Origin of the sequence: Tabrizicola sp., assembly GCF_031377265.1 — a bacterium.
In the GTDB taxonomy this organism is placed as follows: domain Bacteria; phylum Pseudomonadota; class Alphaproteobacteria; order Rhodobacterales; family Rhodobacteraceae; genus JAUYQR01.
The window spans coordinates 1-11,177 of record NZ_JANMET010000244.1; the positions used below are offsets into that span (position 1 = coordinate 1).

Consider the following 11,177-nt stretch of genomic DNA (forward strand, 5'->3'; position numbering starts at 1 on the left):
GACCCGCTGATCCGCGCCCGGTTGCAGGATGAGCTTCTGGACCTGCAAGCCAAGCTGCACCGCACGATCATCTTTGTCAGCCATGATCTGGATGAGGCGTTCAAGCTTGGCAACCGGATCGCATTGATGGAAGGCGGGCGCATCGTGCAATGTGGTACCGCGCGCGAGATCATCGCCAATCCGGTCAGCGAATATGTGGCGGATTTCGTGGCCCACATGAACCCGATGGCGGTGCTAACCGCGCGGGATGTGATGGAGCCGGGGGTTTGCGTCGGGGCTGCGGTTGACTGCGAGATGCCAGTGAAGACCGTGATGACACTGCTGTCGGACGGAGCGGACGAGCTGTCGGTGGTGGAAAAAGGCCAACCCATCGGGATGATCCGCGCACCATCGCTGATGGCGCGCCTGATCAACCCGCGCGGGGCCTGAGGTCAGGCGTCGGCTGCTGTCTTGGCCCGCGGTTTTGCGGGGGCTTTCGCGGCAGGTTTGGCCGCCACTTTGGGCTTTGCTGCGGCTTTAGTTTTCGCACCCGCTTTCGGCTTCGCAGCGGCTTTCGGCTTGGCCGCCACCTTTTTCGGCGCAGCCTTCTTGCCTGATTTGCCGGCCTTTTCGGCAATCAAACCCAGCGCCTCGTCCAACGTCACCGTTTCCGGGGCAAGTTCTTTGGGCAGGGTCGCGTTGATCTTGGCCCATTTGACATAGGGGCCGTATTTGCCCGGCATCAGCTGCACCACACCGCCATCGGGGTGCATCCCCAGTTCGCGCAGCGGTTCCGTTGCGGCGGTGGACCGCCCGCGCAACGCCTTTTGCGCCAGCACTTCGACCGCCCGGTTCATGCCGATGGTGAAGACCTCCTCCACATCCGGCAGATTGGCATAGGTGCTTTCATGCTTCACGTAGGGCCCGAACCGCCCGATCGCCGCCTCGACCAACGCGCCGGTTTCGGGGTGTGGGCCGATCACGCGCGGCAAGGACAGCAGCTCCAGCGCGCGTTCCAGCGTCAGGCTTTCCGCCGCCCAGCCCTTCGGCAGGCTTGCCCGGCCCGGCTTTGGCTGCGCCTCGGTCGCCTCGCCGCGCTGTACGTACTGGCCAAAGCGCCCGGTGCGCAGGCTGATCGGCAGGCCGTCCGCATCTTCGCCCAAGACCCGGTCGCCGCCATTGCCACCGTCTTCACCGCCCGAAATCGGCCGCGTATAGCGGCACTCCGGGTAGTTCCCACAGCCAATAAACGCCCCGCCCGAGCGGGAGGTTTTCAGATGCAGCCGCCCGGTGCCGCAGACCTGGCAGATACGCGGGTCCGACCCGTCGGCGCGCAAGGGGTAAAGGTGCGGGCTGAGAAACTCGTCAATCTTTTCCAGCACCTCACCAATCCGCAGATCCGCGGTCTCGGCAATCGCCGCCGAGAAATCGCGCCAGAACCGGGTCAGCACATCCTTGTAATCGCGGTCACCGGCCGAAACATCATCCAGCTCTGTCTCCAGATCGGCGGTGAAGTCGTATTCCACGTATTTGCGGAAATAATTGGTCAGGAAGGCCGTCACCAGCCGCCCCTTGTCCTCGGGGATCAGGCGGTTCTTGTCCTTGCGGGCATATTCGCGGTCGACAATGGTGGTCAGCACCGAGGCATAGGTCGAGGGCCGCCCGATGCCCAGCTCCTCCATGCGTTTCACCAGCGTCGCCTCGGTGTAGCGCGGCGGCGGCTGGGTGAAGCTCTGGTTCGGGGTGACTGACCGCTTCTCTGCCGCCTCGCCCTGCATGATCTGCGGCAGGCGGCCTTCGTCGTCGCCCTCCTCATCGCGGCCCTCGTCATAGACCTTTAGGAAGCCGTCAAACAGCACCACCTGGCCGTTGGCGCGCAACACCACCTGCCCGTCGGCCGAGGCAACATCGACCACCGTCCGTTCCATTCGCGCCGCTGCCATCTGGCTGGCGATGGTGCGTTTCCAGATCAGATCATAGAGGTTCGCCTGATCCTTTTCCGCAAAGCGCAGCTTTTCCGGCGCTGCGGCCATATCGGTCGGGCGGATGCATTCATGCGCTTCCTGCGCGTTCTTGGCCTTGTTTTTGTACATGCGCGGGGCATCGGGCACATAGGCCGCGCCGAACCGCCGGGTGATCTCATCCCGCGCTGCCATCACTGCCTCGGGCGCCATGTCGATGCCGTCGGTGCGCATGTAAGTGATGTGACCGGCCTCATACAGCCGCTGGGCCGCGTTCATGCACTGCTTGGCACCCATGCCGAACTTGCGGCTGGCCTCTTGTTGCAGGGTCGAGGTCATGAAGGGCGCATAGGGGTTGCGGCTGGCCGGTTTCGCCTCCACCGCCGCCACGCTGAGCGCGCGAGAGTTCACCGCCTGCACCGCCAGTTCCGCCGCAGTCGCCGTGGCCAGATCGAACTTGTCCAGCTTCTTGCCGCCCAGCACCGTCAGCCGCGCTTCGAACTCCTGGCCGCGCGGGGTGACCAGCACCGCCGCCACTGTCCAGAATTCGCGGGCGCGAAACGCCTCGATTTCCTGCTCGCGCTCCACGATCAGGCGCAGGCAGACCGACTGCACCCGCCCCGCCGATTTCGCGCCCGGCAGCTTGCGCCACAGCACCGGCGACAGGGTGAACCCCACCAGATAATCCAGCGCGCGGCGGGCGAGGTACGCCTCCACCAGCGGTTTATCGACCTGCCGGGGGTTCTTCATCGCCTCGGTAACCGCATCCTTGGTGATGGCGTTGAAGGTGACGCGGCTGACCGTCTTGCCCTTCTTCAGGCTGGAGGCCAGCGCCTCTTGCAAATGCCAGCTGATCGCCTCGCCCTCGCGGTCGGGGTCGGTGGCAAGGATCAGGTGATCGTCGGATTTCAGCGCTTCGGCGATGGCTTTCAAATGCTTGCGGCTGTCGGATGCAACCTCCCATGTCATGTCAAAGCCATTATTGGTGTCGACCGACCCATCCTTGGCGGGCAGATCGCGTACATGGCCGTAAGAGGCCAGAACCGTGTAGGCGGGGCCGAGATACTTGTTGATCGTCTTGGCTTTGGCGGGCGACTCAACAACGACTACTGGCATGAAACGCTTTCTCCCGGGGCCGTCCGAATGGCGCGTGACCATGTGGGGGAAGCGTGGGCCTTGTCAACCGGGGCGGAAGTGATGCCGCATTCGGCGCTCAGTCAGGGCGTGACAGCAGGCCGCCGGGCTGGCGCAGAATGCGGCCATCCAGTTCCAGCATGAGGAGTTCCGGTGCCAGCTGCGCTGATGTCAGCGCCAGGTCACGGACCAACTGATCCTCGGCCAAAGGCGATGGGCCCAGACGCGACAAGATCATGCTGTGCAACACCGTCATGTCCTTCAGCGGTCGGGTCTGTGGAACCGGACCGGGCAACGGCGGCAGGCGGGGTTCGGCATGGGTCGATGCTTTGGCGGCGACACCCGCACCCACCACTTCCAGCACGTCCTGCGCCCCCCGCACCAGTGTGGCCCCATCGCGCAGCAGCATGTTGCAGCCCGCCGCGCGCGCATCAAACGGATGCCCCGGCACCGCCATCACATCGCGCCCCTGATCCAAGGCGGTGCGCGCGGTGATCAGGCTACCCGACCGCGCCGCCGCCTCAACCACGATCACCGCGCGGGAAAGACCAGACACGATGCGATTGCGCAATGGAAAGTGCCGCGCTTGCGGTTCCAGCCCCATCGGCTGTTCGGAAACAAGGCAACCCTGCGCCGCGATCTCGGCCGCAAGGCCTGCATTTTCCGCCGGATAGATCACATCGACACCACCCGCCAGCACAGCAACCGTCCCAAAGGTTAGGGCCGCCTGGTGCGCTTCGGCATCAATGCCGCGCGCAAGCCCCGACACGATCACAAACCCCGCCTGCGCCACCCCTTCGGCCAGCCGCCGCGCCATCCGCACACCAAGCGACGAGGAGTTGCGCGCACCGACCATCGCCACCATGGGCCGGTTCAGCAGCGCCACATCGCCGATTGCCCACAGCACCGGCGGCGCATCGGGCAAGTCCATCAACGCTGCTGGATACTCCTGCGTCCCATGGCACAGCATCCGTGCGCGGGCAGCCTTGGCCTGAAGCATCTCATGCCGCGCCACTTCAACCGGGCAGATCGAATAGCCCTCCACCCCGGAGGCGCGTGCGATTCCCGGCAATGCCGCCAGTGCCGCCGCAGCCGTGCCGTGTTCGGCGATCAGCCGGTGAAAGGTCACCGCCCCCACCCGCCGCGACCGGATCAGCCGCAGCCAGTCCAGCCGCTCCGCCTCGGTCTGCGGCCCTGCGGACAGCGCCACAGCTGAAATCTGACCATCCGCCATCGGGCACCCCGCCACAGTGTTGATTCGAAGCCTGACCGAACAGGGTTAACGAAACCTGAATCCCGATTGCCCTCGGTCAAATACTGCCGCCTGAGGCTCTGCCTCCGTCGAACTTCCTGCATCAAGAAGGATTGAAACTGGCCGCGAAATTTGATCAAACAGAAGAAACGTGATCCGATTGCCGGGATCCATCAAGGAGCATCACCATGTTGAACGCCGAGGTTGCCAAACGCCGTGACGACGCCATCTCGCGCGGGGTCGGGATGATGACGCAGATTTACGCTGATCGCGCCTTGAATTCCGAGATCTGGGATATCGAGGGCAATCGCTACATCGACTTTGCCGCCGGGATTGCGGTGGTCAACACCGGGCACTGCCATCCCAAGATCATGGCTGCCGTTGCCGAACAGATGACGCGCTTCACCCACACCTGCCATCAGGTGCTGCCGTATGAAAGCTACATCCGCCTTGCCGAACGGCTGAACGCCGCCGTGCCGGGCAACTTTGCCAAGAAGACCATCTTCGTGACCACGGGCGCCGAGGCCTGCGAAAACGCGGTCAAGATCGCCCGCATCGCCACCGGGCGTAACGGCGTGATCGCCTTTGGCGGGGCATTCCACGGGCGGACCTTCATGGGCATGTCGCTGACCGGCAAGGTGGAGCCTTACAAGAAGGGCTTTGGCGCGATGATGCCGGATGTCTGGCACGTGCCCTTCCCGCAGGAAATTCACAACATCACCACCGAAGACGCGATGGCCGGCATCACCAAGCTGTTCAAGGCCGATCTCGACCCCGCCCGCGTCGCCGCGATCATCTTTGAACCGGTGCAGGGCGAGGGCGGCTTTTACCCTGCGCCCAAGGAACTGGTCCGCGCCATCCGCAAGCTGTGTGACGAGCATGGCATCGTGATGATCGCCGATGAGGTGCAGACCGGTTTCGCCCGCACCGGCACCCTCTTTGCCATGCATGGCTATGATGTCGCCGCCGACCTTACCACCATGGCCAAGGGCCTCGCCGGTGGCCTGCCGCTGGCCGCCGTCACCGGCCGGGCCGAGCTGATGGACGCCGCCCACCCCGGGGGGCTTGGCGGCACCTATGGTGGCAACCCCTTGGGCATCGCCGCCGCCAATGCCGTGCTCGATGTGATCGAGGAAGAAGACCTCTGCGCCCGCGCTAACGAACTTGGCAGCCGTCTGAAGCAGCGCCTTGAAGGCATCCGCTCTACCACACCCGAGATTGTCGATATCCGCGGCCCGGGCTTCATGGTCGCGGTAGAATTTGCCAACCCCTCCACCCACGAACCGGACGCAGGCTTCACCGGGCGGGTGCGGACCGAGGCGCTGAAGCGCGGGCTGATCCTGCTGACCTGCGGCGTTTACGGCAACGTGATCCGCTTTCTTGCGCCGATCACCATCCCGGATGCGCATTTCGCCGAGGCGATGGGCATCCTGGAAGAAGCGGTCACCGCCGCCCGCAAGGGCTGATCGCAACTGCGCAAGCGGCGTCGCGAAAGGGTCAGTTGGCGCCTGATCAGCGTCCTATTCCGGCTGCTGACCGGACTGACCACAGTTGTGGCACCGCTCGGACAGCGTCTGGGCACATGTGTCAACAAGCCAATTCCGTGGCTGCAAGCGCCGTAGACCAGCGATTGCTCGCCGATAGGCAACCGATGCGCTACCATTATCTGCCGATATCAAACTTGGATATGGAACCAACCCTGTCGCCGGGCGTTAGTCCACTGATGCGAGTAACCAGCAAGGAGCAAACTATGACCAAATTTCTATTCGTGCTGCCGATGGCCGCCCTGTCGCTGTCCGCGTGCCAGACCGCGGATCAGAACGCTGCCCTCGGCGCGCTTGGTGGCGCAGCTGTCGGTGCCGCCGTTTCGTCCGGCGAAGACCGCACGAAAGGTGCATTGATCGGGGCCGCCGTTGGCGTTGCGGCCTCCACGCTCATCGGTCCCGCCTCGCAGCAGGGCAAGTGCTATTACCGCGATCAATACGGCCAGCGGTTCATCGCCAATTGCTGAAACGGCGGGGGGCGGCCTGCCACCGGGGCGGGCCGCCCCTCTGATCCCGGCGGATTACTCTGCCGGGCCCCACTCCGCCTCCAGTGCGGCGCGGAACTGGGCGTAGCGATCCGCACCGATCCGCCGGCACAGGCTTTGCTCCAGCCCGGCAAGGATCGCCCGCGCCCGCAAGGCCAACTTCTCGCCGTCTGCCGTCATCACCACCAGTTTCTGATTGCCCCGCTCGGGGTCTTCCTCCAGCCGCAGCAGCCCCAGCGCCTGCATCTCGCGGACGGTGCGATAGATCGCCTGCCGCGAAATGCCCATACGCTGGCCAATCGCGGCCGATTTGGTCGTTCCGCAATCCAGATTGCCCAGAAGCGCCAGATGCGCCTCGCTGATCCCGGCGTATCCGGCCCGGTGCAGCCCATCCAGAACCCCCCGCATTACCCAGTGCGCCGCCGTCTGTGTCAGCACGGTCAGCGGCGCGGGCGGGACTGTTTCGAGTGCGTCTTTTGTAAACCTTGTTGACATCATTGCATCCCGGTATATCGTCAACGTGATTTACAACACATGGAACGGAATATGACCAGCCTGCGCCAGATGCTTCGCCTCAATGCCCTCAGTTGCCTGATCTTTGGCGCGTTGTTCGCCATCTTGCCGGGCACGGTGGTGGCCGTGCTGGGCAACCCGCCAACGGGCCTGGTGCGGGCCATCGGGATCGGCCTTTTGCTCAACGGGCTGCATCTTGTTCTGGCCGCCGGGCGGGCACAACTGCGCCGGGGCGAGGTGATGTGGTTCTCGCTGGGCGATCTGGGCTGGTGGACGGGCTCGATGGCGCTGCTGGCCAGTGGCGTCTGGGTGACCACCGGGCTTGGCATCGTGCTGACCGCCGCGGTGGCGGCCGGCGTGGCCGGGATCGGGCTGGCCCAGCTGTTTCAGCTTGGCCTGACGCGCCCCGGTGCCAGATCCGGCGGGGTGGCGGTCGCGCATTGGCGGCAGATCGGCGCCTCGTGGATGGCGATGAAGCTTTGGGTCAAGATCTGGCTGTTTGTCCTGAACGGCGTGTTTCTGGCAGCCTTTGCGGTGATGCCGTCCGACCTGTTCCGCGTCACCATCACCGCGTACGTGGCCACTGGACCGCTGCTGCTGGCCTTTGCTTTCCATGACGGCGGGCTGACGCGGGCCGCAGGTATCGGTCATCTGATTCCCTGGACGCCACTGTTGATCTGGCTGCTGGCCGGGCTGGCCAGCGGGGCCTTTGCCGGGGGCGAGGCGGGCTACGCCGCCGCACTGGCCTTGGCGGTGGCGGTCTGCCTCAGCTTTGACATCTATGACGTCGGCCGCTGGATGCGCGGGCAAAGAGACCCGCTGGGATATCCTTTCGCAGACCTTAAGGCAGGAGCATAAGTATTCTATTTCAATATGTTATGTATTTTTCTTGGAGTAAGATGGGGCCCACTACCCCCCTTCCCACGCCCCTCGGCAGCCGCTAGAAGGGCCTGATCCTAACCGAAGGCCCCCGATGCCCCCCGAACCCCAAACCAGCGGCATCGTCCTCGACCATGCGGCGGTCACCCTGACGGGGCGCCCGATTCTGCATGACCTGACCCTTGCCCTGACCGAGGCGCGGATCGGCATCATCGGGCGGAACGGGTCGGGCAAGACAACCTTTCTGCGCCTGATCGCCGGGCTGATCGCACCCAGCATGGGCACAGTCAGGGTTGACGGCTTCGATCCCGCTGCGGATCGGCGATCGGCACTGGCCGGCCTTGGCATCCTGTTCCAGAACCCCGATCACCAGATCCTGTTCCCCACCGGCGAAGAAGAACTTGCTTTCGGCTTGCGCCAGCAAGGTCGCACCACAGATGACGCCCTGCGCGCCGCCCGCGAGGCCCTGGCCGCAGACGGGCGCGCGCATTGGGGGGCCGTGCCCACCTCTGCCCTCAGCCAAGGCCAGCGGCACTATCTGTGCCTGTTGTCGGTCCTGTTGATGCAGCCACGGACGATCCTGCTGGACGAACCCTTTGCCGGGCTGGACCTGCCCACCAAACTGCGCCTCGCCCGTCGCCTTGCCGCCTTGCCACAACGGCTGATCACCATCAGCCACGATCCTGCCAGCGTCGCACAGGCCGACCGCGTGCTGTGGATCGAGGCCGGTCGCATCCACGCCGACGGCCCGCCAGACGCCATCCTGCCCGCCTTCACCGCCGAGATGGTAAGGATCGGAGAGCGTGATTCTGACACTGACATCACCGGTTGAAATCTGGGCGCATCGCTGGCCTGCGGGGATAAAGCTTGCGGTCCTGTCGGGATGGACGCTGTTCCTGTTCTGGCTTGCCACCCCGCTGCCGCTTGGCCTTGCACTGGCTGCGGTGGTGACCCTGCAGGCCACTGGCGGTGCGGTGTTTCTGGCGCACGGCCTGCGCATGGTGCGGCCATTGGTGCCGTTCATCGTGATAGTCGGTCTGTGGCATGGGTGGACAGGTGATTATGCGGCAGGCTGCGTGGTGGTCCTGCGGATGATCGCCGCCGTTGCTGCGGCAAATCTCGTGACGATGACAACCCGTTTGTCAGACATGATCCACGTGATCGAAACCCTTGCGCGCCCTCTGGCTGTCTTCGGACTGAAGCCCCGTCGGCTTGCCCTGGCGATCGCCCTGGTCATCCGGTTCATTCCACTGATGGCAGACCGAATGGGGCAGATTGCCGATGCCTGGGCAGCACGGTCGGCCATACGGCCGCGCTGGCGGGTGCTGGTGCCCGCCACTTTGGCAGCACTTGACGACGCGGATCGCGCGGCCGAGGCCTTGCGGGCACGCGGCGGAGATGGTTAAAGGGCGCAAACCTGCACATCGGAGCCCGCTTTTGGAACGCAACCTGACCCATATCGCCCTGTTCGCAGCCCTGATCGCGGTGCTGGGTCTGGTGCCCAAGATCGACCTTGCAGCCGGCGTGCCGATCACCGCGCAAAGCCTTGGCGTGATGCTGTGCGGCACAATCCTTGGCGCGCGGCGCGGGGCGCTCGCGGTGGTGCTGTTCCTGGTGCTGGTGGCGGCGGGCCTGCCGCTGTTGTCAGGCGGGCGGGGCGGCCTTGGGGTCTTTGCATCGCCGTCGGTTGGCTTTTTGCTGGGCTTTCCGGTCGCTGCGCTTGTTGCCGGTTGGGTGATGCAGCGCACGACACTTTCGCCTGGCCTTGCGGCAACCGCAGGTGCAGTGATTGGCGGCATTGGCGTGCTGTATGTCTTTGGAATCATCGGCATGTCGGTGATGCTGGATAAAAGCCTGACTGAGGCGTCCTACCTTGCCATCGCCTTCCTTCCCGGCGATGCTGTGAAGGCGGTGCTGGCCGGGATGATTACCCAAAGCCTTGCACGGATGCGCCCAGCGTCGCTGTTGTCACGCGCCTGACGCCTCCACCAGCAGCGCCGTTCCAAGGCCACCCGCCGCCGCGATAGCGGCAAGTCCATAGCCCGCACGCAGGTCGTGGAACAGGCGCACCGCAAGAATGGTGCCGGAGGCCCCAATCGGGTGCCCCCGCGCCAACGCCCCGCCACCTGGGTTGACGATGCGCGGGTCAAGGCCCACGGCGGTGACCGTTGCCATGGCCTGCACGGCATAGGCCTCCATTACCTCAGCCATCGCCAGATCTGCAGGGCTGCGGTCACCCAGCACCTTGGCGATTGCAACCAGCGGTGCCAGACCCGGCTCCAGCGGGTTGGCCCCTATGGTTGCGCCGGCCGCAATCCTCAGGCTGCGGGCATATCGCGCTGCCACCCGATCCGACACCACCAGCACAAAGGCCGCCGCATCCGCCGCGACCGCCGCCGTGGCAGCTGTGATGCTGCCGACGACCACTGACGCGCGGGCTGCAAGGGCCGGGGTTAGCGCTCGGGTAAAGGCATCATGCGCCACGCCGTTCAGCGGCGTGATTTCAGTGGAATGATTTGCAATCAATGCTTTGCGATGACTTTCCACCGCCCAGGCCTCTTGCGCGGCCCGCGTGATGCCAAGGCGCTGCGCCAAGGCATCCGCCGCGTCGGTCATGCCGGGGTGGCGGTCGGGCCAAGGGGTGAAGGGGGCCTCATCATAGGCGGCGGGCGGGCCGCCATCGGGGTCCGTCCGCAACCGGATCGGGCGACGGGAATAGCTTTCCACGCCGCCCGCCAGCACCACCTCGACCATGCCGCTGTCGATCATCGCCCGGGCCAGCAGGATCGCGTCAAGGCCGCCCGCGCATTGCCGGTCGATGCTCAAACCAGCCACCCGTTCCGGCAAACCCGCCGCAAGCGCCACCCGCCGCGCCGGATTGCCACCGGCCCCCAGCGCGTTGGACAGAATGATCTCATCGACCTCGGCACCCGCGATCCCCGCAGCAGCAAGGCAAGCCAAGGCGACTGGCGCGCCCAGATCTTCGATCGACAGGCGGGCAAAGGCGCCACCGCGCGGAACCACCGCACTGCGCCGTGCTGCGATCAGATGGGCCATGCAAGCCCCCGTTGCAACGCCACAAGATTAGTCTTGCCTGACGGAAGGGTTGGCCAATCCTGTCGCCATATCAACGCTTTCGGGGCCTTGAGCGGCCCAAGCTCACGCCGCAGCGTGGCCATGATTGCGGGCTCAGCCATTGGGTCACCCTGCAATACGGCCAGCAGAACCACTCCGCGCAGGCAGTCGGATACCGGCAGAACGGCGGCCTGCCGGACCCCTGGCAGGGTCAGCATCAGCGCCTCGATCTGTTCGGGAAACACGTTCTGGTCGGCAACCGTAATCATCCGCCCGGAGCGGCCGGCAAGGTACAGATACCCCGCTTCCAGACGCCCGATTTCGCCAACCGACAGCCAGCCGTCCGACCATTCCG

11 protein-coding genes and 1 pseudogene are annotated in these 11,177 nt (G+C 65.0%); 7 read left to right on the plus strand and 5 right to left on the minus strand.

Going from position 1 to position 11,177, the window contains the following annotated elements; translation table 11 throughout:
* Positions 1-429 (plus strand): annotated as a pseudogene (locus RMO18_RS14105) (choline ABC transporter ATP-binding protein); the annotation flags it as partial.
* Between the two features lie 2 nt (positions 430-431).
* Here RMO18_RS14105 and topA read toward each other — a convergent pair.
* The gene (gene topA / locus RMO18_RS14110) at positions 432-3,056 is read right to left on the minus strand and encodes a type I DNA topoisomerase (protein ID WP_309666731.1); all 2,625 of its coding nucleotides are present in this window, start codon (positions 3,054-3,056) and stop codon (positions 432-434) included.
* 97 nt (positions 3,057-3,153) lie between these two features.
* On the minus strand, positions 3,154-4,308 hold the full coding sequence (dprA, locus tag RMO18_RS14115; RefSeq protein ID WP_309666732.1) for a DNA-processing protein DprA: 1,155 nt from the start codon (positions 4,306-4,308) through the stop codon (positions 3,154-3,156).
* A gap of 206 nt (positions 4,309-4,514) precedes the next feature.
* Between dprA and RMO18_RS14120 the strand changes: the two genes are divergently transcribed.
* Both RMO18_RS14120 and RMO18_RS14125 read left to right on the plus strand, forming a co-directional pair.
* Entirely contained in the window at positions 4,515-5,792 is a 1,278-nt protein-coding gene (locus RMO18_RS14120) for a 4-aminobutyrate--2-oxoglutarate transaminase (protein WP_309666733.1), read from the plus strand.
* 284 nt (positions 5,793-6,076) lie between these two features.
* On the plus strand, positions 6,077-6,337 hold the full coding sequence (locus RMO18_RS14125) for a glycine zipper 2TM domain-containing protein (RefSeq protein WP_309666734.1): 261 nt from the start codon (positions 6,077-6,079) through the stop codon (positions 6,335-6,337).
* 54 nt (positions 6,338-6,391) lie between these two features.
* Here the strand turns inward: RMO18_RS14125 and RMO18_RS14130 are convergent, their stop codons facing one another.
* Positions 6,392-6,793 (minus strand): MarR family transcriptional regulator, encoded by a 402-nt coding sequence (locus RMO18_RS14130; protein ID WP_309666735.1) that lies wholly within the window; start codon positions 6,791-6,793, stop codon positions 6,392-6,394.
* A gap of 96 nt (positions 6,794-6,889) precedes the next feature.
* On the opposite strand from RMO18_RS14130, the gene RMO18_RS14135 reads away from it, so the two are divergent.
* From RMO18_RS14135 to RMO18_RS14150, 4 genes are all read left to right on the plus strand, one after another.
* Entirely contained in the window at positions 6,890-7,726 is an 837-nt protein-coding gene (locus RMO18_RS14135; RefSeq protein ID WP_309666736.1) for a hypothetical protein, read from the plus strand.
* A 115-nt stretch (positions 7,727-7,841) separates the two neighbouring features.
* Positions 7,842-8,579 (plus strand): ABC transporter ATP-binding protein, encoded by a 738-nt coding sequence (locus RMO18_RS14140; protein WP_309666737.1) that lies wholly within the window; start codon positions 7,842-7,844, stop codon positions 8,577-8,579.
* Positions 8,551-9,153 (plus strand): CbiQ family ECF transporter T component, encoded by a 603-nt coding sequence (locus RMO18_RS14145; RefSeq protein ID WP_405054081.1) that lies wholly within the window; start codon positions 8,551-8,553, stop codon positions 9,151-9,153. The genes RMO18_RS14140 and RMO18_RS14145 overlap by 29 nt, the downstream gene beginning before the upstream one ends.
* Before the next feature lie 31 nt (positions 9,154-9,184).
* Entirely contained in the window at positions 9,185-9,727 is a 543-nt protein-coding gene (locus RMO18_RS14150; RefSeq protein ID WP_309666739.1) for a biotin transporter BioY, read from the plus strand.
* Here the strand turns inward: RMO18_RS14150 and RMO18_RS14155 are convergent.
* Together RMO18_RS14155 and RMO18_RS14160 are read right to left on the minus strand one after the other, a co-directional pair.
* The gene (locus RMO18_RS14155) at positions 9,716-10,804 is read right to left on the minus strand and encodes a thiolase family protein (RefSeq protein WP_309666741.1); all 1,089 of its coding nucleotides are present in this window, start codon (positions 10,802-10,804) and stop codon (positions 9,716-9,718) included. The two genes, RMO18_RS14150 and RMO18_RS14155, sit on opposite strands and share 12 nt — an antisense overlap.
* Positions 10,792-11,177 (minus strand): AMP-binding enzyme (locus RMO18_RS14160; RefSeq protein ID WP_405054082.1); only part of this gene is annotated, 386 nt, incomplete at its 5' end. The genes RMO18_RS14160 and RMO18_RS14155, both read right to left, overlap by 13 nt.